The organism is Rhodococcus sp. NPDC127527 (assembly GCF_042672245.1).
GTDB lineage: Bacteria > Actinomycetota > Actinomycetes > Mycobacteriales > Mycobacteriaceae > Rhodococcus_G.
Genome location: NZ_JBHXVP010000005.1, coordinates 53,890 through 73,105, shown reverse-complemented (window position 1 = coordinate 73,105; position 19,216 = coordinate 53,890). Strand labels below are relative to the sequence as shown.

The 19,216-nt window shown below is 69.3% G+C and carries 18 protein-coding genes, 1 tRNA gene, 1 pseudogene and 1 riboswitch; of the genes and pseudogenes, 13 read left to right on the top strand and 7 right to left on the bottom strand.

What is annotated here, in order from left to right:
* Positions 1-41: 41 nt before the first annotated feature.
* Positions 42-104, top strand: a riboswitch (guanidine-III (ykkC-III) riboswitch).
* A 14-nt stretch (positions 105-118) separates the two neighbouring features.
* Positions 119-433 carry a DMT family transporter gene (locus ACFVH2_RS10720; RefSeq protein WP_378425634.1) on the top strand — a complete coding sequence of 105 codons (315 nt, stop codon included), beginning with the start codon at positions 119-121 and terminating at the stop codon, positions 431-433.
* A 59-nt stretch (positions 434-492) separates the two neighbouring features.
* A complete protein-coding gene (locus tag ACFVH2_RS10715; protein WP_378425636.1) occupies positions 493-1,302 on the top strand; it encodes an ABC transporter in 810 nt (269 codons plus the stop codon).
* Positions 1,303-1,308: 6 nt separating this feature from the next.
* Here the strand turns inward: ACFVH2_RS10715 and ACFVH2_RS10710 are convergent, their stop codons facing one another.
* The gene (locus ACFVH2_RS10710) at positions 1,309-2,028 is read right to left on the bottom strand and encodes a dienelactone hydrolase family protein (protein ID WP_378425638.1); all 720 of its coding nucleotides are present in this window, start codon (positions 2,026-2,028) and stop codon (positions 1,309-1,311) included.
* Between the two features lie 73 nt (positions 2,029-2,101).
* Positions 2,102-2,458 carry a tail fiber domain-containing protein gene (locus ACFVH2_RS10705; RefSeq protein ID WP_378425640.1) on the bottom strand — a complete coding sequence of 119 codons (357 nt, stop codon included), beginning with the start codon at positions 2,456-2,458 and terminating at the stop codon, positions 2,102-2,104.
* Positions 2,459-2,862: 404 nt separating this feature from the next.
* Here ACFVH2_RS10705 and ACFVH2_RS10700 point away from each other — a divergent pair, with 404 nt between their 5' ends.
* On the top strand, positions 2,863-3,231 hold the full coding sequence (locus ACFVH2_RS10700; RefSeq protein ID WP_378425642.1) for a hypothetical protein: 369 nt from the start codon (positions 2,863-2,865) through the stop codon (positions 3,229-3,231).
* A gap of 244 nt (positions 3,232-3,475) precedes the next feature.
* Complete coding sequence (locus tag ACFVH2_RS10695; protein WP_378425643.1) at positions 3,476-3,598, top strand: hypothetical protein; 123 nt, start codon at positions 3,476-3,478, stop codon at positions 3,596-3,598.
* A 72-nt stretch (positions 3,599-3,670) separates the two neighbouring features.
* On the opposite strand, the gene ACFVH2_RS10690 is transcribed toward ACFVH2_RS10695, so the two are convergent.
* Positions 3,671-3,745 (bottom strand) — tRNA-Thr (locus ACFVH2_RS10690).
* Positions 3,746-3,890: 145 nt separating this feature from the next.
* Between ACFVH2_RS10690 and ACFVH2_RS10685 the strand changes: the two genes are divergently transcribed.
* Genes ACFVH2_RS10685 through ACFVH2_RS10665 form a run of 5 tightly spaced genes read left to right on the top strand, consistent with a single transcriptional unit; the run spans position 3,891 to position 9,515 of the window.
* Entirely contained in the window at positions 3,891-4,703 is an 813-nt protein-coding gene (locus ACFVH2_RS10685) for an FAD binding domain-containing protein (protein WP_378425645.1), read from the top strand.
* A gap of 11 nt (positions 4,704-4,714) precedes the next feature.
* Positions 4,715-7,441 (top strand): molybdopterin-dependent oxidoreductase, encoded by a 2,727-nt coding sequence (locus ACFVH2_RS10680; RefSeq protein WP_378425647.1) that lies wholly within the window; start codon positions 4,715-4,717, stop codon positions 7,439-7,441.
* Between the two features lie 10 nt (positions 7,442-7,451).
* Positions 7,452-8,423 (top strand): antibiotic biosynthesis monooxygenase, encoded by a 972-nt coding sequence (locus tag ACFVH2_RS10675; protein WP_378425649.1) that lies wholly within the window; start codon positions 7,452-7,454, stop codon positions 8,421-8,423.
* Between the two features lie 46 nt (positions 8,424-8,469).
* A complete protein-coding gene (locus ACFVH2_RS10670) occupies positions 8,470-9,168 on the top strand; it encodes an NTP transferase domain-containing protein (RefSeq protein ID WP_378425651.1) in 699 nt (232 codons plus the stop codon).
* Positions 9,165-9,515: a PepSY domain-containing protein gene (locus ACFVH2_RS10665; RefSeq protein ID WP_378425653.1), complete on the top strand. Its 351-nt coding sequence runs from the start codon at positions 9,165-9,167 to the stop codon at positions 9,513-9,515. Before ACFVH2_RS10670 ends, ACFVH2_RS10665 begins: the two co-directional genes overlap by 4 nt.
* 77 nt (positions 9,516-9,592) lie before the next feature.
* Here ACFVH2_RS10665 and ACFVH2_RS10660 read toward each other — a convergent pair whose 3' ends face one another.
* Positions 9,593-11,008 carry an MFS transporter gene (locus ACFVH2_RS10660; protein WP_378425655.1) on the bottom strand — a complete coding sequence of 472 codons (1,416 nt, stop codon included), beginning with the start codon at positions 11,006-11,008 and terminating at the stop codon, positions 9,593-9,595.
* A 92-nt stretch (positions 11,009-11,100) separates the two neighbouring features.
* Here ACFVH2_RS10660 and ACFVH2_RS10655 point away from each other — a divergent pair, with 92 nt between their 5' ends.
* Together ACFVH2_RS10655 and ACFVH2_RS10650 are read left to right on the top strand one after the other, a co-directional pair.
* Complete coding sequence (locus tag ACFVH2_RS10655; RefSeq protein ID WP_378425657.1) at positions 11,101-11,673, top strand: helix-turn-helix domain-containing protein; 573 nt, start codon at positions 11,101-11,103, stop codon at positions 11,671-11,673.
* Between the two features lie 198 nt (positions 11,674-11,871).
* Entirely contained in the window at positions 11,872-12,705 is an 834-nt protein-coding gene (locus tag ACFVH2_RS10650) for an alpha/beta fold hydrolase (protein WP_378425659.1), read from the top strand.
* Between the two features lie 7 nt (positions 12,706-12,712).
* Here the strand turns inward: ACFVH2_RS10650 and ACFVH2_RS10645 are convergent.
* Positions 12,713-15,645: pseudogene (locus ACFVH2_RS10645) on the bottom strand (multicopper oxidase domain-containing protein).
* A gap of 114 nt (positions 15,646-15,759) precedes the next feature.
* Between ACFVH2_RS10645 and ACFVH2_RS10640 the strand changes: the two are divergent.
* Together ACFVH2_RS10640 and ACFVH2_RS10635 are read left to right on the top strand one after the other, a co-directional pair.
* Positions 15,760-16,125 carry a nuclear transport factor 2 family protein gene (locus ACFVH2_RS10640; RefSeq protein WP_378425661.1) on the top strand — a complete coding sequence of 122 codons (366 nt, stop codon included), beginning with the start codon at positions 15,760-15,762 and terminating at the stop codon, positions 16,123-16,125.
* A gap of 1 nt (position 16,126) precedes the next feature.
* Entirely contained in the window at positions 16,127-17,581 is a 1,455-nt protein-coding gene (locus ACFVH2_RS10635) for a threonine/serine exporter ThrE family protein (RefSeq protein ID WP_378425663.1), read from the top strand.
* On the opposite strand, the gene ACFVH2_RS10630 is transcribed toward ACFVH2_RS10635, so the two are convergent.
* Both ACFVH2_RS10630 and ACFVH2_RS10625 read right to left on the bottom strand, forming a co-directional pair.
* On the bottom strand, positions 17,578-17,811 hold the full coding sequence (locus ACFVH2_RS10630) for an MbtH family protein (protein ID WP_007532125.1): 234 nt from the start codon (positions 17,809-17,811) through the stop codon (positions 17,578-17,580). The two genes, ACFVH2_RS10635 and ACFVH2_RS10630, sit on opposite strands and share 4 nt — an antisense overlap.
* On the bottom strand, positions 17,808-19,160 hold the full coding sequence (locus tag ACFVH2_RS10625) for a lysine N(6)-hydroxylase/L-ornithine N(5)-oxygenase family protein (protein WP_378425665.1): 1,353 nt from the start codon (positions 19,158-19,160) through the stop codon (positions 17,808-17,810). Before ACFVH2_RS10625 ends, ACFVH2_RS10630 begins: the two co-directional genes overlap by 4 nt.
* Positions 19,161-19,216 lie beyond the last annotated feature (56 nt).

Genomic DNA, 19,216 nt, shown 5'->3' with positions numbered 1-19,216 from the left:
CGGAACACACCGGCGGTCGGGACACGTCGTTTGCTACGGTAAGGACGTCAATATGACACCCGGACGAGCAGCACCGTACCCGGCCAGCGACAAGACGGTGCCTTGGGAGAATCACACCATGGCATGGATTGTGCTCGTCATTTCCGGAATCCTCGAAGCCGTCTGGGCCACCGCCCTGGGCAAGTCGGACGGGTTCTCGCGTCTCGCGCCCTCGGTCGTGTTCGGCGTGGCTCTCGTCGCCAGCATGGCCGGCCTCGCCTACGCGATGCGGACGCTGCCGATCGGCACGTCGTACGCGGTGTGGGTCGGCATCGGCGCGTCCCTCACGGTCGCCTACGCGATGATCACCGGCTCCGAATCCTCGTCGATCGTGAAGGTCCTGCTGATCCTCGGCATCGTCGGCTGCGTGATCGGGCTCAAGGTCCTGCACTGACAGCTCGCCGCGCCCGGACCGGGCGTGTTGCCCGTCACCGCAGGGTTACAGTTATCCCCATGAACCTGGTGGCGATGGTCACACTGCCGGCGCGGGCCGGCCTCGCGCTCACCGATTCGGCGTTGGGAGTGGCCGAAACCGCCCTCGGCGCCGCCCGCGTCCTGCTCGCCGCGTCGACGAGATCGGGAGCAGCGAGCCTCGGCGGGATCGCCGCGGCCAATCCGTCCGGACCGCTGAAACTGCTGCAACAGGTCGCCGAGCTCGCGTCGGACGAGCGGCCGCTCGGTCAGGCGATGCGGCCGGGCGGACCCCTCGACCGACTGCTCGAGCCCGGCGGGGTGGTCGACCGCCTGACCGCGCCCGGCGGCACCCTCGAGCGGATCATCGAACCGGGCGGGCCGCTCGAACGCGTCCTGGCCACCGGCGGACCGGTGGACCGGCTGCTCGACGAGGACGGCCCGATCGAGCGACTGCTCGCCCGCGGCGGCCTGCTCGACCGGATCACCGCCGAGGACGGGCCGCTCGAACGGCTCACCGCCACCGCCGGTCCGCTCGAGACGCTCACCAAGGAGGGCGGCCTGATCGACCGGGCGCTCGAGGAGGGCGGCATCCTGGAGACACTGCTCGCCGAGGACGGCGCGCTCGAACGGATCATCGTCGAGGGCGGCCCCCTCGATCAGATCGTCTCGCTGTCGGAGACGCTCGCCGCGCTGGCACCCAACCTGGAGAAGATGGGCGACAGCATCGAGTTGCTCCGGGAGACCGTCGGCGTGCTCAGTTCCGCCGTCGGCCCGCTCGGCGAGCTGGCCGGACGGCTGCCCGGCCGGTGGCTCAAGGGCGGCCGGGCCAACGGCACCGACTACCCGTAGACCTCGCTACCGCGGGCCCTCTGCGCCGCCCGGCGCGGGCAGGTGGGTCTCGAGGAACGCGAACACCCGCCGCCACGCATCCTCGGACTGCTCCGGCCCGTAGGCGAAACCGGTGATCCGCAGCAGCACTTCCGGCGCCGGCAGGTGGTTCGCGAAGCTGTGGCCGACCCCGGGATAGGTCTTCACGTCGTGCGGGACGCCGAGCCTGCCCAGCGCGCCCGACAGCTTGGCCCCGGCACCGGCAAGGAACGGGTCGCGCATGCCGTAGCTCGCGACGATCGGGCAGGCCCCGCCGAGCGCCTCGTCGAGTTGCCGAGGCAGTACGCCGTAGAACGGCGCCGAGACGTCGAACCCCTTGGGCGCCATCACGAGCGCGAATCCACCTCCCATGCAGAATCCGACCACCGCCACGGCGCCCGTGCAGCGTTCGTCCCCGACGAGACGCTCGCGCGCGGCGAGCAGATCCTCGACGGCCCGGCCGCGGCGACCGATCAACTCCCGGAACACGCGCGGCACGCAGCGCACCCGGCCGCCCCGCGAGTAGAGGTCGGGGGCGAGCGCGAGGTAGCCGTGATCGGCGATGCTGCGGGTGATGTTCCGGATGTCGACGCTCAGACCCAGCATGTCGTGCACGATCACCACGCCGGGGAACGGCCCACTGCCGGAAGGTGATTCGACAACCGCGCCGATCGGACCGTCGGGGGCGTGCAGGGTGATGGCAGGCATCGCACTCCTCGTCCGGGCGTCTGCTTCCGCATCGAACGATAGCGCCCGGACCGCCGGGGCGCGACGGCTCGACCTAGTCGGAGGAAACTCCCTCCTCCGACTGCCCGACACGGAGCCGCGCCAGCTCGGCCTCGACCTCCACCAGCCTGCGATGCAACGCCTGGATACTGGCCATGCAGACGCCGTTGGCGTCGACGAGAGCGATGGTCCGGTCCGACGAGCCGAGACCGAAGGTCGCGGCGAAGTCCTGCGCCATCGGGCCCATGTGTCGCACCGAGTCGTGGTCGAAGCGATAGCTCCACACGCTCACCGGCAAGGTCGCGAGCCGTTCGAGCACATCGTTCGCGCCGTCCGGAACCGGCCGCTCACCTCGAACGCCACGACGGCGGCCGGCGTGGGATCGCAGCCATTCGAACGGATGCTGAGCCACAGAGGGTGCTCGAGTCTTCCTTTCCTCCCGATCGGAGTCGATCCGCCGGTCGGGAACGGTGGACCGATCCGCCATGACGGATCAGCGTTCGAGTGGACGAATGCGATGCTTGGCCGATACGTCGCTGAGCAGAATGCCGACACCGGCCCCGAGCAACCCGAGACCGATCCCTACCGCTGCGCCCGCCAGGCCAATTGCGAGTCCGAGCATGACTCCTCCAAAGCTCGTCGAGTCGATTGCCGGGGCGACCTCGACGTGTGGGGCGACCCCACGTGGGATTACTCCTTCCACGGTCGTCCTCGGCCCCCCGGAAAGCAACAGTCCGGGCCATCGATTTCCCCGCAGAATGTCAACTCCTCCCACCGGTGCCGACCACCCCTCGGATCGTCTGATACAGATACCGCATGAAACGCATCACCCTTGCTGTCGTGGCACTCGCCACCGTCTCCCTGTTCGCCGCCGGTTGCGGATCCGATTCCGAGTCCACGTCCGCGTCGACGAGCGCCGCCCCGACCTCCGACGCCACCGCGCTGGGTTCCGCGTCGGATGCCGCTCCCACCGGCGACACCTACCTCGACACGTGCAACGGCGTCCTGAACTACGTCAAGACGCTGCAGGCTTCCGGACTGACCGACGGCGCCAACTCGCCGCAGGCCATCGGCGAGGAGTTCGTCAATCTCGCGAAGACGGCTCCGGACTGGGAGGCAAAGTCCGAGAAGGACAAGGCCGACTTCCAGCGCGGCGTCACCGCCGGCGTCGAAGGCAAGTGCTGACCCGATTTCCCCCGAACGCCCCCGCTCGGCTCGTGCCGAGCGGGGGCGTTCGACTGCAAGCCCCGCCCGAAAGCATCGGGTTTGCTGAGAGTGTGCCAACCGCCGTCCGGGATGACTCGACGCTTCCGGACGCGACTCGCATCACCTCGATAAATACCAAATGGTCCTTTGGTGGCCATCTCCTGTGACGGTGATTACAGTCGGGTCCGGCCACCGAAACCGAGCGACCAAGGAGATAGCCACCGTGACGCTGACCTCGAGCCCTCGCATCAAGTCCGCCGCGATCCGCGTCACCGCGGGGGTCGCGCTCGCCGTCGGCCTGCTCGCCGCCGCGGTCAAGGGATTCGGCCTGCCGGCCATGCGCTGAGGGGCCGAAGCGGACGGCAGGTTCGGCGGGGTGCGCGCCCAGGCCGGCCCGCATCTGCGCCGGTCGGACGCGTGGAGCCCCCTGTCAGGATTGAACTGACGACCTTTCGCTTACAAGGCGAGTGCTCTACCACTGAGCTAAGGAGGCGAACAAAGCGCGCCCATCATATCCGCAAGCCCCGGGGCCCGGGAAACCGCCAGGCCGCGCGTACGGACGTACCGTCAAACCCCGACCTCGCGCCGAGCCGGTCGGATATCTTTGGCACGACACATTCCCTGACGGGAGCGGTCCCATGGATCTCAACACCATCACCGATGTCGTGCGGCGTCCACTCGACCGCCCGGGCGCGCAGTGGCGCGACGGGGACGCCTGGCTGGCCGGAGGAACCTGGCTGTTCTCCGTCCCGCAGCCCTCCCTGCGCCGCCTCGTCGACCTCACCGCCCTCGGCTGGGACTCGCTGGTACCCAGCGAGGCCGGCCTGCGGATCGGTGCGACCTGCACGATTCGCGAGCTGTACGAGCTTGCCCCGCACAGCGATTGGCTCGCCGCCCCTCTCCTGACGACGAGTTGCGAGGCCTTCCTCTCGTCGTTCAAGGTGTGGAACTCGGCGACGGTCGGCGGCAACATCTGCATGTCGCTGCCTGCGGGCCCGATGATCACGATGACGGTCGCGCTGGAAGCCACCTACACCCTGTGGGCGACCGACGGGTCGCAACGCACCGTCGACGCCGCCGACTTCGTCACCGGCGACCACGAGAACGTCCTCGCTCCCGGCGAGATCCTGCGGCACATCGACATTCCCGTCGATGCACTGCGCAAGTGCCACACACACCGCCGTTTCACCCTCACCCGCCTGGGCCGGTCCACGGTGTTCGTCGTCGGCACCCGGACGCCCGGCACCGCTGACCTGACGCTCACCGTCACCGCCGGCACCACCCGGCCGATCCGACTGTCCTTCCCCACCCCGCCCGACGCCGAGACACTGCGCCGTCGCATCGACGCACTGCCCGACGACGTGTGGTTCGACGACCCGAACGGCAGCCCCGAACACCGGCATCACCTGACGAGGCATTTCGCCGAACAGATCCGCGTCGAACTCGCGTAGGGAGAACGGCCATGGCGTACCACGTGAACGGCAGGACGTTCGACGAGGAGCCGGGCCCCGGACAGTGCCTGCGGACGTTCGTCCGCGAGCTCGGCCATCATGGCGTCAAGAAGGGTTGCGACGCAGGTGATTGCGGCGCGTGCACGGTGTGGCTCGACGGCGCCCCGGTGCACAGCTGCATCACCCCCGCGTTCCGCGCGGACGGCCGCGAGGTGACCACGATCGAGGGCCTCGGCTCCCCCGAGAACCTGCATCCGCTGCAGCGGCAGTTCCGCAACGCCCCCGGCTTCCAGTGCGGCTTCTGCACCGCGGGCATGATCATGACGGCGGCGACCTTCACCGACGCCCAGCGCGACGACCTGCCCCGCGCCCTCAAGGGCAACCTGTGTCGCTGCACCGGCTACCGGGCCATCGAGGACGCCGTGAACGGGGTGACCGGGATCGAGGACGCGAGCCCGGGCGGCGCCGTCGGAACCAGCGTCGGTGCCCCGGCCGCCGCGGACGTGGTGACCGGCCGCGCCGAGTTCACCATGGACACCTCGATCGAGGGCATGCTGCATCTGAAGGTGCTGCACTCCCCGCACGCCCACGCCCGCATCGTCTCCATCGACAAGGCCGCGGCACTCGCGGTGCCCGGCGTGCACCGCGTGTACACCTGGCAGGACGTGCCGCGCAAGCGCTTCACCACCGCCATCCACACCGACCACCTCGTCGATCCCGACGACACCTACATCCTCGACGACACAGTGCGCTTCGTCGGGCAACGCGTGGTCGCGGTGCTGGCAGAGTCGGTCGGCGCCGCGGAGGAGGGCTGCCGCCGGGTCGTGGTCGAGTACGAGCCGATGCCCGCGGTGTTCGATCCCGAGGAGGCGATGGCCGACGGTGCCCCGGCGCTGCACGGCTCGGCCGACCCGTTCGTGCGGGATCCGGTGCACAACATCCTGCTCGAACTCCACGGGCACGTCGGCGACGTCGAGGCCGGGTTCGCCCAAGCTGACGTGGTCCACGAGGGCACCTACTTCTCGCCACGCGTGCAGCACGCGCACCTGGAGACCCACGGGTCCATCGCCTGGATGGAGGACGGGCGCCTGCACGTGCGGACCAGCTCACAGTCCCCCTCGATCGCGAAGGTCAAGCTGGCGCACCTGTTCGATCTGCGTCCCGATCAGCTGCGAGTGTTCTGCGGGCGGGTCGGCGGCGGCTTCGGCGGCAAGCAGGAGGTGATCGCCGAGGACCTGGTCGCCCTGGCCACGCTGGACACCGGGCGCCCGACCTGCCTGGAGTACACCCGAGAGGAGGAGTTCACGACGGCCTCGCCACGTCACCCGATGACCCTCACGATCAAGCTCGGCGCCCGCGCCGACGGCACCCTGACCGCTATCCAGGTGCGCAACGTCTCGAACACCGGCGCGTACGGAAACCACGGCGGTGAAACGCTGTTCGCAGGTGGTGCCGCCGTCATGCTCTATCGCTGCGCCAACAAGAAGTACGACGCGTACTCGGTGTACACCAACAACGTGCCCAGCGGCGCGCTGCGCGGCTACGGCATGACCCAGCCCACGTTCGCCGTCGAGTCCGCCATGCACGAACTGGCGGTCGCACTCGGCATGGACCCGCTCGAACTGCGTCGCCGCAACATCGTGCGTCCCGGCGATTCCCTCGTCGCCTTCGACGACGGCCCCGACGACGTCGTGTTCGCCGAGGACGGCCTCGCGCGGTGCATCGACCTCGTCGACGAGGCTCTGCGGCGGGGCGGCGCCGGGCCTCCCCCCGGCGACGACTGGCTGGTCGGCGCCGGCACCGCCAGTTCGCTACACGAGACCGCACCCCCGACCGAACACATCTCCGAGGCATGGGCCACCCTCGGCGACGACGGCATCTACGAGATCGCCGTCGGCACCGTCGAATTCGGCGAGGGCACCTCCACCGCGCACGTGCAGATCGCGTCGACCCTGCTCGGCACCACGCCGACTCGAGTCCGGCTCGTGCAATCGGACACCGACCGAACGGGGTTTGACACCGGCGCGTTCGCCAGCGCGGGTCTCGCGGTCGCCGGAAACGCCGTGCTGCTGGCATCGACCGCGCTGCGCGAGCGCATCCTGGTGTTCGCCGCCGCACACGCCGGGGTCGACGTCGCTGCATGCTCGATGGACGACGACGGCGTGCTCTGTGGCGACACCCGGGTGACGCTGTCCGTGCTCGTCGATGCCGCCCGCGACCGCGGCATCCGGTTCACCGCCGCGCGCAAGGCCTACGGGTCGCCCCGCAGCGTGGTGTCCAACACGCACGGCTTCCGCATCGCCGTGCACCGGGTCACCGGCGAGATCCGCATCCTCCGCAGCGTGCAGGCGACCGACGCGGGCGTTGTCATCAACCCTGCGCAGGTGCGGGGGCAGATCGAGGGCGGCGTGGCCCAGGGCATCGGTTTCGCGTTGACCGAGAACTTCCTCGTCGACGACACCGGGGTGGTGCTCAACCCGAACCTGCGCAACTACCGCATCCCCACGTACGCCGACATCCCCCGCACCGAGGTGCTCCTGGTCGACTCGTCGGACTCGGTCGGACCGATGCGAGCAAAGGGCATGGCGGAGTGCTGCATCAACCCGGTCGCGCCCGCGCTGGCCAACGCCCTCGAGAATGCGACGGGGCTGCGCTACCGCGCCCTTCCGCTGACGCCCGAACGCATCTACCGCCGCTTGGTCGAATCGCGGGCGGGCGATCCCCCGAAGCGGCGGTAGGAGGCCCGCGATGGATACCGAGGACCACCCCCGCGACACCGCAACCGTCATCATCGGGCAGCGGGTGCGCCCGGGGTGCGAGGCGGCGTTCACCGCCTGGCAGGAGGAGATCAACGTCGCTGCCTCGCAGTACCCCGGTTTCCTCGGTGCCCAGATCGCGGCGCCCACAGCCGTGCAGCCCGACTGGGTGGTGGTCTACCGCTTCGATTCCGTCGCCAACGTCCAGGCGTGGATCAACAGCGCCACCCGCCAGGACCGGCTCGACCACGGACAGCGGTACCTCGACGGCCCGGCCACCCAGCAGGTGATCACCGGCGGATCCCGCCCGAACGACCAACTCGTGACGGTCGTCGTGACGCACCGCGTGACCCCGGAGAACGTCGACGACTTCCTCGATTGGCAGAACCGTATGCAGTTGGCGGAGCGCAGATTCGAGGGATTTCGCGGCAGCGAACTCTTCCGTCCCATCGAGGGCGTACAGGACGACTGGACCGCCCTCTACCGGTACGAAAACGCGGCGAACCTCTTCACCTGGCTCACCTCGGCGAAGCGACAGCAGCTCCTCGCCGAGGGCGAGCGGTTCCACGAGTTCACCTCGCGGACCGTCGACAACTCCTTCGGCAGCTGGTTCGCGTTCGACGAGAAGGGAAACGAGGCGCCGCCGCCCTCGGACGTCAAGACCTCCGTCGCCGTCTGGGTGGGCCTCTACCCCACCGTCGTGCTGCTCACTCTCGCACTGTCCCCGCTGAAGATGCCGCTCTGGCTCGGTCTGCTCGTCGGAAACCTGTTGTCCAGCTTCATCATGACCTTCGTGACCATGCCGCACTACGTGAACCGGATGCTGGGGCGCTGGCTGCGACCGCCGCCGGACGCCTCGGAGCCGAGGACGAATCTGCAGGGATTCGCCGTCGTCGCCGGGGCCATGGTGCTCTGGACCCTCGTCTTCTACCTGGTGACGAGGACGTTCTGGACCCTGCCCTGAGAGAACGCCGCCCAGACAGCCGACCACGAGCGAACGGACACCCTCGATGCGCGAGATTCTGCCGCAGGTCGCCGAACGGCGGGAAGACCGCGGCCCGACGGCGCCCCCGAACCGAGTCGAGGTACTGGGGCTACTTCTCGCGGCGGGCTCCGGCAGCCGGTACGGGTTACCCAAAGTTCTTGCTCACGAGGGGCTCTGGCTGCGGTCTGCCGTCGACGCACTGCTGGGCGGCGGCTGCGGGCACGTCCTGGTGGTGCTGGGCGCCGCCGACACACCCCTTCCCCCGGGCGCCGCAGCCGTGTACGCGCAGCGCTGGGCCGACGGCGTGGGCGAATCCCTGCGTGCGGGACTGCGCGCCGCGGCCGACCACCCGGGCGCGCGGTACGCGGTCATCCACCTCGTGGACCTGCCGGACGTCGGCGGCGGCGTCGTGGCCCGCGTGCTCGGGGCCGCCGCCGCCGCCCCGAACGGACTGGCGCGCGCCTTCTACGGCGGCCGACCCGGCCATCCGGTCGTCGCGGCCCGGCGGCACTGGGAGCCCATGGCCGGCACGGCCGCAGGCGACACGGGAGCGCGCGAGTACCTGAAATGCCAAGGCGTCTTGCCGGCCAGGGTGCAGTGCGAGGACCTCGCTACCGGCCGAGACCAGGACGGACCCGACCGAAATGCCCCGCCCGGCGGGGTGCCCCTGCCGTACTCTGGCAGGCAGGTTCACGCCTTCGATGGAATCGAGGACCCACGATGACCACGAGAAGTGTGCGATGTGCGAGCCTGATCCCCATTGCCGCGGCATCGGCGTTGCTGCTGGCGGGATGCGGCTCGAGCAGCAATGACAACACCCCCACCACTTCGGTGAGCGCTGCCGCCCCCTCGATGTCGATGCCAACGGGTAGCGCGTCGATGCAGGCTGTCACCAAGGAGCAGGCGGAACACACCGCTGTCGCGACCGTGCCCGGCGGCACGGTCGTCTCGTCCGAACTCGTCCAACACGACGGAAACCCGGTGTGGCACGTCCACATCCGCAACACCCAGGGTTGGGACTACGACGTGAACGTCGACGCAGTCTCCGGCGCGGTCGTACCCGACCACTGAGCCGTACCCCTGCGGCGATCAGTGCTAGTGGGCGGCTGCCCCCGCGCGCTCTGACGGCCGACGGATATCAGCGGGCGTTATCGTCGTTGCGGCAGAGCGGATTCCACAGCGGGCCTCCCCGATGCCCGAGCGACGACGAACAGGAAGAGCCCGCAGCCGGTGACGAGCATCCAGCCGGGACGCGACGCGGGCGCGAGCTCCACCGCTGTCGCGCCCGCGACGACGCTGCCCGCGACCGCGACACCGACGGCCGCGCCGAACTGGCGAGCGGTGGACGTGATCGCGCCGGCGACACCGGCGCGATCGGAAGACAGCCCACCGACCGCGGTGTTGGTGATCGGCGCGTTGGCGAAGCCGAACCCGATGCCGATCAGCAGGTACGCCAGGAGCAGCTGCGACAGGCCGGTGTGGGCGGAGAGCGGAACGAGGCAGAGCCCACCCGCAGCGAGGAAGCCGCCGGCCAGCAGCAGCGGTGGCCGCGGGCCGAGGCGGCCGACCAGATAACCCGACAGGGGTGCGCAGACGGTTGCCCCCAGCGCCAGGGGAAGGGTGGCCGCGCCGGCGGCAATCGGCGTCATGTCACGGCTGTGCTGCAGATACAGAGTGTTGATCAGCAGCGTTGCGTTGAGGGCGACGAACACCGCGACCGCGCCCAGCACCGCGGCGGTGAAGGCCGGCCTCCGGAACAGGTGCGGGTCCATGAGGGGCTCCGGTCGGCGGGATTCGATGCGCACGAAGACGATTGCGGCTCCCGCCACGCAGGCGTATGCGGTCAGCGCCGCCGCGGACGTCCATCCGATTCGTGATCCCTCGATCAGCACCCCGACCGTCACACCGACGATGGCCGCCAACAGGAGCTGACCAGGGAGGTCCAACCTCCGCGGCTGCTGCGCACGGGATTCCGGCACGAACACCGCGCTGAGGATCAGCGCCGCCACGATGATCGGCCCGTTGATCCAGAACACCGATCGCCAACCCATGCCCGCGACGAGGGCGCCTCCCACGACGGGCCCCGCAGCCATGCTGAGCCCGAAGACCGATGCCCACACGCCGATCGCCTGCGCTCGCTCCTTCGGATCGGTGATCGCGTTCACCACGATCGCGAGGGCGACCGGACTGAGCATCGAGGCGCCCATCCCCTGGACTGCGCGGGCCGCGATCAGCGTGCCGACCGAGGGCGCGAACGCACACGCCAGCGACGCGAGCCCGAACACCACCAAGCCGAGCTGGAACACACGTCGCCGCCCGAATCGGTCTGCCAATGCCCCCGCGGAAATCAGGAGGCCGGCGAGGACCAGGGTGTACGCATCCACGGTCCATTCCAGGCCGAGCGTTCCCATGCGCAGGTCCTGCCCGATCGCCGGCAACGCGATGTTGACGATCGTCGTGTCCATGCCGACGAGGAACATGCTCGAACAGCAGACGGCCAGCACCGTCCGACGTCTGCGCGCACTCAGCGGGCGCGGGGCGAGGAGGGTGGTTCGGTTGGTCATCGGTGGTCCTTCCGGTGGTCGTTCACCACCGAATGGTCACGGCCGACCCCGTCGATCCCCCAGCACATTTGCGGAAACTGCAAAATGGTGGAGTGGACGACGACCTGGACCGGATACTCGGAGCAATCGGCCCGCGACTGCGCCGGCTGCGCAAGGACCGTGGCATCACCCTCGAGTCGTTGTCGGCCGACACCGGCATCTCGGTGAGCGCACTCTCGCGGCTCGAGTCCGGCGTCCGTCGCCCCACCCTCGACCTGCTCATCCCGCTCGCGCGGGCACATCGCATCGCGATCGAGCAGCTGATCGCGGCGCCCGCCACCGGGGACCCCCGGGTTCACCTCGCCCCCGTCCACAAACGCCACGGCACCACGCTCGTGCCGCTGACGCAGTATCCGGGCCGGGTACAGGTGTTCAAGGAGGTACTTGCTCCCCGCCAGCCGAAGCTGGTGACCCACACCGGCTACGAGTGGCTGTACGTACTCGCCGGCGACCTGCGTCTGATACTCGGCGAGCGCGAATTCACCCTTCGCCCTGGCGAGATAGCCGAGTTCGACACCACCGAGCCGCACTGGTTCGGCCCCGCGGACGCGAAGGCCGTGGAGATCCTGCACCTGTTCGGACCGCGCGGCGAACAAGCCGTCGTCCGAGCGCAATCGGAGGACTGACACAGCCCGAGGCGGCGCCGGATTCGACGGCTACACAACCTGGTGACCCGCGACTAGCATCGGGTTCATGCGCCGAAGGAAGTTCTTCCGTGGTGCTGCGCTGACGGCATTCGCGTGCACGTTCCCGGTCCTGCTCGCGGTGGCGAAGCCGGGTTTCGCCACGTTCTACGTGCCCTGACGGGATCGCGGGACTTCGGCATGGACTTCACAACAGCAACCATCACCACCGGCGACGGCGACGCGCAGACATTCGTATACGCCGACTCCGGATCGGGACCGCTCGTCGTGCTGTTCCACGGGTTTCCCGACCTGCCGACCGGGTGGACCGACACCGCCGCCGCGCTGAACGCCGCCGGCTACCGGACCGTGGTGCCCTACCTCCGCGGCTATCACCCGAAAACCATTGTTCCCGAACGCCGTTACGGTAGTTCCGAGATCGGGGAGGACGCGATCCGGCTGCTCGACGCCATAGGCGCCGACCATGCCGTGTTCGTCGGACACGACTGGGGCGCCGCGGTCGTCTATCGCGCGGCGGCCGCTGCGCCCGACAGGGTGACCAGGCTCGTCGCGGTCGCCATCCCGCATCCGAATTCGCTCGAACCGACACCCGCGTTGCTGCTGCGGGCGCGCCATTTCCTCACCCTCGCGCTACCCACCCGGACCTGGCTCGCCAGGCGGAACGACTTCGCCTACCTGGACACGCTGATGCGTCGTTGGGCACCGAACTGGACGGGTCCCGCGAGGGACGCGACACTCGCCGCCGTGAAGCGGGCCTTCACAGACGACGAGGTCCTCGACGGCGCCCTGCGGTACTACGTCGACAATCGGCGCGGCGGTGTCCCCCGGCTGCCGCAACCCGCACTGCTGGTCGGGGGCACGACCGACATCGTGCCGATGACGGCCTTCGAGCGGTCGCGCTCACGGTTCACCGGCCCCGTCGACGTCCTCATCGCGCAGGGCGCCGGCCACTGGCCGCACCGCGAAGCGGCCGAGTCGTTTCACGCTCGCCTGCTGGCCTTCCTCGACAGCTGAATCGGGTCTATCGGCCACCGAGCGCCAGCGGTCCGGTCGGCAGCGGTGGCAACGTACTCAGCGCCGACGGCACCACCGTGGTCGCCTGCGGGTCCGCGCGGCCCAGCGCGATCTTGCGCACCTCGGCGCCGGCCGCCCCCTTGCCGCTGACGAGCAGGTCCGCACCGGCGGTCGTGCTGGTGGTACCGACTCGCACACCGCCTCCCTCGAACGGCTCGAACGAGGCGATCTGACGGAAATCCACTTCTCCTGCATGATGATTCGGGCTCGCCAGGTACATCCCCGGTTCGCCGTCGAGCCGCGACCCACTGGACCACATCCGGACCGTGCCCGCGCCGTCTTCCATCCCCGTGACGATGCTCTTCGCGCCGCCCTCGGTGCCAGCCACCCAGCCCGTCGAGAGCGAGACGCCGCCACGGTAGCTCTCGTCGAAGGCCAGGAACTCCGACGTCATCCTCGGCTCGCCGGTGCCGTCCGCCGCCGCTCCCCCGTGCGCGCCGTGCCCGCTCTTCGCCGCGGCCGCGGCGGTCGGCTGGAACAGGTCGTAGCGGAACGTCTTCACCCGCGGGGCCTCGCCCCGACCGGGTGCGGTCACGATGCTGGCCCGGCCGGAGGCGGCGTCGACCATGCCGGTCGCGAGGCTGACCCCGGCGCTCGATCCGGGGTACGGGGTGAAGCTGGAGAACACCTCGGGCGCCGCGCGCCCGTCGGCGGGCAGTGCGGTGGAGAACACCTTCACCTGCGACGGTGCGCCCGGACCGGTGCCCACGACGATGTTGTCGGCCAAGGGGTTTCCGTCGATGCCGGCGCCGGCGACGCTCACTCCGCCGCGGAATCCGGCGTCGAAGGGCGCGAACCGGGACAGTTCGGCGCTGAACGGGCCGTCGGCGCGGTCGGCGCCGTCGTAGGCGACGACCTCCGGCGCCGCGCCGGGTCCCGTGCCGACGACGAGATCGAGCACCCCGTCACCGTTCACGTCGGCCAGCGCCACGGTCGGGGTGCCCTCGAAGACGGGAACGGTGTCACCACAGCAATCAGGTTGATGTTGTCCACTCCCCACGGCTGCACCCCGGTCCTGGTGCCCGCCACCGGGTCCACGATGTCCATCACCTGGAAGTCGTTGACGTGGATGTGCATCGGATGCTCGTCGTTGTCGAGATTGGTGATCGACCACTCCTCCATGGAGTTCAGCCGTGGCTGGATCAGCGGGATGTTCGGGAAGGTGTTGTCGTCGAACTGGTAGGTGAACGCCTTGGGATCGCTCCTGCTGGCCTTCTCGTTGCCGAACCCGCCCGCGACCGTGAGGGTTCGCTTCACGTCCGGCGTCATCACCGAGGTGTCCACGAAAGAGGTGAAGGCGTCGAGGTTCTGGCCGGGCTCGAACGGCGTGGTCTGTCCCTCACCGCTGTCGGGTGTCACGTGCAGGAGCGTCTGGGTGGGGAAGGTGAAGAAGCCGTCGGCGTAGCTGATCACCGACGGGTCGACCGTCACCGTGCCGAGGACGGCCGGCGAGTGTTCGGTGCCGTTGTTCGTGTACAGCACACCGGGATTGGTGACGGGCTTCGCACCTTCGAGCGGTGGCATGTCGAGCACGAGGTCGCCGGTCTTCGGCATCGTCACCGCGATCGCGTACCGCGACGCCGGCGGGATGACGAGCCTGGTCCCGTCGCCGCCGACCGGTAGCTCCACCCGGGTGTAGGGGTTGCCGTCCTGCCCGACGATCGCGAACTTCGGGTGGCGGCCCGTCGCCGTCTCGGTCAGGCGGATCGGCATGTAGGCGAAGTCGCTGATGTTCGCCAGCACCCAGATCTCGGTCTGGTCGGGCTTCAGTGTCAGCTTCGGCTGGAACTGCCCGTTGATCGTGTACTGCACGTCGCGCTGGTTGTCCGGCAGCGACGGGTCCGCGGGCACCGTCGTCGTGTCGCCGGCGAAGGACTGCAGGTTGCCCGGCACGAACTGGTTCTGCCCGCGGTGATTCGCCGTCGACAGCGGTCCGGCATGCCAGTTGGTGACGTACTGCGCCCCCTTCGTCGTCTGGGAGAATTTCACGGGAGCCAGGCTCGGCGCGTAGGTGCCGTCGGCCAGCTGCGAGCCCTCCGGGGGCTTCAGCGTGCTCACGTACTGCGGCCAGTTCGGGTCGTTGAGCTGGTGGCCGCCGCCCTTGCGGTCGAACACGAAGTTGTACTGCAGCGCCATGTCTCGGATCGGGACGTCGTTCCGCGTCACCAGCGGCAGGTTGCGGTCGGGCCGTCCGATCTCGAGCAGCCCGGCGAGCCCCAGGTAGGTCTGCTGTGCGGTGACGGTGTGCCGGTGACTGTGGTACCAGTACATGCCATTCGGCATGTCGGTCGGCACCGCGTAGTCGTAGACGTTGCCCATCCCTGCGGGGATGTCGAGCAGCACGTTGTCGGCGTTGCCATCGGGGCTCACGTGCACCCCGTGGGTGTGCAGGTTCAGCGGCGCGGACGTCAGCGCCGGCGGGTAGAGCGGCACCTCCCCGCCCGCCGGGGTGAAGGCCGGCTCGTAGAAGTCCGCGATCGTCAGGTCCTGCAGGTCGTTGTCGTAGTGCACGATCAGCCGCTCGCCCGGGTCGACCCGCAGCGTGGGTGCCGGGTAGAGGTCGTCGCCGTTGGTGGACCCGTCCGAGGCGATCCCCCGGATGAGCTCGTACCCGAACACCAGGAAGTTGGAGACCGGCTTCGAGGCGGTGTCGAGGGCCACCGTGCCCTGGTGAGCCGACAGTCGCACCTCGAGCACGCCGAACCTGCTCGACAGCTTGACCGGCTCCCGGTACGCGGCCAGGGCACCGTGGGCACCCGCGTTGACGCCCGGTGTGGTGCTGGTGCGTGACCCACCCGAACTGCATCCGGCCAGAATCAGCACCATCGTCGCGACCAGCGACGCGACGACGGTGATCGGCCTTCGACGATTCGCGACCATCGGGCTGCCCCGTTCCGGATCGTGCACGCGCCGACGTCCGCACGTCGACGCCCAAGCAGGATGATCCCGTTTCGTGCCCCACCGGGTGGCCCGAAACCGATTAGCGTGGGCGTCATGAGTACCTCCGAGATCGCCACAGTCCTCGCGTGGCACGACGCCCTCAACGACTCCGACATCGACACTCTCCTGGCACTGTCCAGCGACGACGTCGAGATCGGCGACCACACCGGGGCTGGCCAGGGCCTGACCACCCTGCGCGAGTGGGCCTCCACCTCCGGGCTGACCATGACGCCGGGCCGGATGTTCGTTCACCACGGGGTGGTGGTGGTCGAGGAGCAGACCACGCTCGACGGTCAGACCTCGACAACCGCGACGGCCTTCCGCGTGGTGGACGACCAGGTCACCTCCGTCTTCCGGCACGACTCCCTCGAATCCGCCTTCGCAGCAACCGATCTCAGCGAGAAGGACGCGGTCTCCTGACGTGTCGAGGTGGCGCGGCGCAGTCACCTCGCTGAACAAGCTCATCGGCGAGGAGCGCGCGGTGGTCGACGCCCCGACCGCCGCGCCGACGCCGCTGCGACCGATCGACCTCACCGACGACGCGCGAGTCGCCGAGGTGCTCGACCTCGCGGTGCGGTCGGGCGAGGTACTCCTCGCGTCCGGCACCTCCGCCATCGACACCACCAACCAGGTGCTGTTCGTCGCCGCGACCTACGGCCTCGCCCGGTGCGACGTCGACGTCACCTACAACGCGATCCGCGTCAGCGCACAGCGCGGCCCCACCATGCCGCCCGCCACCAGCATGCGGGTTGTGCACTACCGGTCGCTGGACTTCACCCGGCTCGCCGCCGTGGACAGGCTCACCCGTCGGCTGCGCACCGAGGCGGTCGAGCCCGACGAAGCGCTCGCCGCACTCGAGGCGATCACCGCGGCCGCGCATCCGTACAACCGCTGGACCGCGACCTTCGCCTGGGCCGCGATGGCGGGGTCCGCGTCGGTGCTGCTGGGCGGCAACTGGCTCGTCGCGATCATCAGCTTCCTGACCACCATGGTGATCGACCGTGTGAACCGCAGGCTCAACCGGATCGGTCTGCCCTTCTTCTTCCAGCAGGTCACCGGCGGCATGATCGCGGCGGCGCCCGCCGGCGTGCTCTACGCCTTCCGCGACCACATCGGATCCGGCATCCAGCCGTCCCTGGTCATCGCCGCGGGCGTCATCGTCCTGCTGTCCGGACTGGCCCTGGTCGGGTCGGTCCAGGACGCGATCACCGGTGCGCCGGTGACCGCCGTGGCCCGGTTCTTCGAGGTCCTCATGATGACTGGCGGGATCATCGCGGGTGTCGCGATCACGCTGCGCATCGCGGCGGCGGCGGGCTCGACCCTTCCGGTGACGGTGCCGCCCGCGCTCTCGCCCGCCCTGACGCAGATCCACGTGCAGGTGATCGCCGGCGCGTTCACGTCGCTGTTCTTCGCCGTCGCCTGTTACGCCGAGAAGCGCGCGCTGACCGCGGCCGGGCTGGGTGGTGCGGCCGGGATTCTGGTGTACTACCTGGTCCTGGGGCTGGGCGTCGGGCCGGTGATCAGTTCGGCCGTCGCCGCGACGGTGGTCGGATTCGTCGGCGGGCTGATGGCCCGCCGCGCGTTGACCCCGCCGCAGGTCATCGCCGTCGCCGGCATCACGCCGCTGCTCCCCGGCCTGGCCCTGTACCGCAGCCTGTACGCGCTGCTCAACGACCAGCTGCTGGACGGGCTGGGCTCGCTGCTGTCCGCGTTCGGCATCGGCGTGGCACTCGCGGCGGGCGTCACGCTCGGCGAGTGGGCGGCGCGCACCCTGAGACGACCGCGCATGCTCCGCAAAACAGACGCGCTCCGGCGTCCGATCCTGCGTCACCGCAGGACGGACCCGGAGCGGGTCGATCGAAAGGGAAGGTCCTAGCCGTTGCCGGCGGCCTTGTCCTTCTCCATGGCCTCTCGCAGGCTCTTCGGACGCATGTCGGTCCAGTTCTTCTCTACGTACTCGACGCACGCCTGTCGGCTGTCCTCGCCGAAGACCACACGCCAACCCTGCGGCACCTCGGAGAAGGTCGGCCACAGCGAGTGCTGGTCCTCGTCGTTGACGAGAACGTAGAAGCGACCGTCTTCGTCGTCAAAGGGATTGGTGCTCATCTGGCCTCGCTTGTCGCAAACTCGTTCTTCGAACTATCCACCCCTGTGGAAGCCTCGACAATATCAACAACGGTCGAGCCGGATCGGTTAACCAGCACTGAAGTGAGAATCTCACCCGCCCGAACCGCGACATTGGACAGCAGCGAGGCGGTGAGCCCGTGCGTCTTCTCGGTGCCCCCCTGCAGGTAGATACCGCCCCGAACGTCCGGAGAGGTCACCAGCCGGTAGTCGCGCCGCACCTCGGTCACGTCGCCGCCCGTGGGCGCGAGGTCGCCGATCAGGGTGCTGAGCGGGGTCGGGGTGAAACCGGTGGCGAGGATCACCGCGTCGCACATCAGGGTGTCGGTGAGCCCGTCGAGGTTGCTGCGGACGCTGACCTCGATGCCGTCCGGGCCGTCCACGACGGACGAGATCTCGGAGGCCCGGCGCATGAAGAGCCGGCGCGTGCCCCGCACCATCTCCTGGTACTCGGTCGTGTACAGCTCGTTGATCAGCTCGATGTCCACGACCGAGTAGTTGGTGCTGCGGTGCAGCGACAGCAGGCGTTCGCGCTCCTCGCGCGCGGCGCCGTGCAGTTCGTCGACGGTGGAGGGGTCGAAGATCCGGTTCGCGTACGGGCTGTCGTCGGCGGGACTGTATCCGTAGCGCGCGAAGACGCTGTGCACCTCGGCCTGCGGGTAGTGGCGGTGCAGGTACTGGACCACCTCCGCCGCGCTCTGGCCGGCGCCGAGGACCACGAAGCGCTGGTGCCGCACCTCGGGCAGTTCCTCGATGCGGAAGAGGAACTGGTGGTTGTGGAAGCACCGCGGCGACGGCGTCGCCCATTCCGGGATGCGTTCGCGCAGGCCTGCCCCGACCGCGACGTTGCGGGCCCGGGCGATCTGCCCGTCCGCCGTGGTGACCTCGAACTCGTCGACGATGCCACCCGGCCCGCGCACGCCGGTCACCCCGGTGACCGCAGCGCCGTAGCGGACGTCGGCACGCACCCGGCCCGCGGCCCACTGCAGGTAGTCGTTGAACTCGTGCCGAGTGGGGAAGAAGGTCTGGTGGTTGACGAAGTCCACCAGCCGACCGCGGTCGAACAGGTACGAGAAGAAGCTGAACGTGCTCGCGGGGTTCCGGAATGTCACCAGGTCCTTGGGGAACGCGATCTGCATGGTCGCCCCGTCGAGCAGCATGCCCGGATGCCAGACGAACCGGTCCTGGCGTTCGACGAAGCGCGCGGTGATCCGGTCGGCGGGCGCACACGCGGCGTTGTGCTCCTCGATGGCGATGGCCAACGCGAGGTTCGACGGGCCGAAGCCCACGCCGACGATGTCCAACACCTCGTCCGTGCGTGTCGATTCCATGACAGTTATCCATCCTCGCCGGATCGACCGGCGGCCGCGATGCTCGTTGCTGACAG

Bases quoted from the DNA above. Each gene is read 5' to 3' on its own strand.
- ACFVH2_RS10680 (WP_378425647.1), top strand. From the start codon at position 4,715: ATGGCGTACCACGTGAACGGCAGGACGTTCGACGAGGAGCCGGGCCCC.
- ACFVH2_RS10640 (WP_378425661.1), top strand. From the start codon at position 15,760: ATGAGTACCTCCGAGATCGCCACAGTCCTCGCGTGGCACGACGCCCTC.
- ACFVH2_RS10660 (WP_378425655.1), bottom strand. From the start codon at position 11,008: ATGACCAACCGAACCACCCTCCTCGCCCCGCGCCCGCTGAGTGCGCGC.
- ACFVH2_RS10630 (WP_007532125.1), bottom strand. From the start codon at position 17,811: ATGAGCACCAATCCCTTTGACGACGAAGACGGTCGCTTCTACGTTCTC.
- ACFVH2_RS10720 (WP_378425634.1), top strand. From the start codon at position 119: ATGGCATGGATTGTGCTCGTCATTTCCGGAATCCTCGAAGCCGTCTGG.
- ACFVH2_RS10700 (WP_378425642.1), top strand. From the start codon at position 2,863: ATGAAACGCATCACCCTTGCTGTCGTGGCACTCGCCACCGTCTCCCTG.
- ACFVH2_RS10715 (WP_378425636.1), top strand. From the start codon at position 493: ATGAACCTGGTGGCGATGGTCACACTGCCGGCGCGGGCCGGCCTCGCG.
- ACFVH2_RS10625 (WP_378425665.1), bottom strand. From the start codon at position 19,160: ATGGAATCGACACGCACGGACGAGGTGTTGGACATCGTCGGCGTGGGC.
- ACFVH2_RS10650 (WP_378425659.1), top strand. From the start codon at position 11,872: ATGGACTTCACAACAGCAACCATCACCACCGGCGACGGCGACGCGCAG.
- ACFVH2_RS10675 (WP_378425649.1), top strand. From the start codon at position 7,452: ATGGATACCGAGGACCACCCCCGCGACACCGCAACCGTCATCATCGGG.
- ACFVH2_RS10670 (WP_378425651.1), top strand. From the start codon at position 8,470: ATGCGCGAGATTCTGCCGCAGGTCGCCGAACGGCGGGAAGACCGCGGC.
- ACFVH2_RS10665 (WP_378425653.1), top strand. From the start codon at position 9,165: ATGACCACGAGAAGTGTGCGATGTGCGAGCCTGATCCCCATTGCCGCG.
- ACFVH2_RS10685 (WP_378425645.1), top strand. From the start codon at position 3,891: ATGGATCTCAACACCATCACCGATGTCGTGCGGCGTCCACTCGACCGC.
- ACFVH2_RS10710 (WP_378425638.1), bottom strand. From the start codon at position 2,028: ATGCCTGCCATCACCCTGCACGCCCCCGACGGTCCGATCGGCGCGGTT.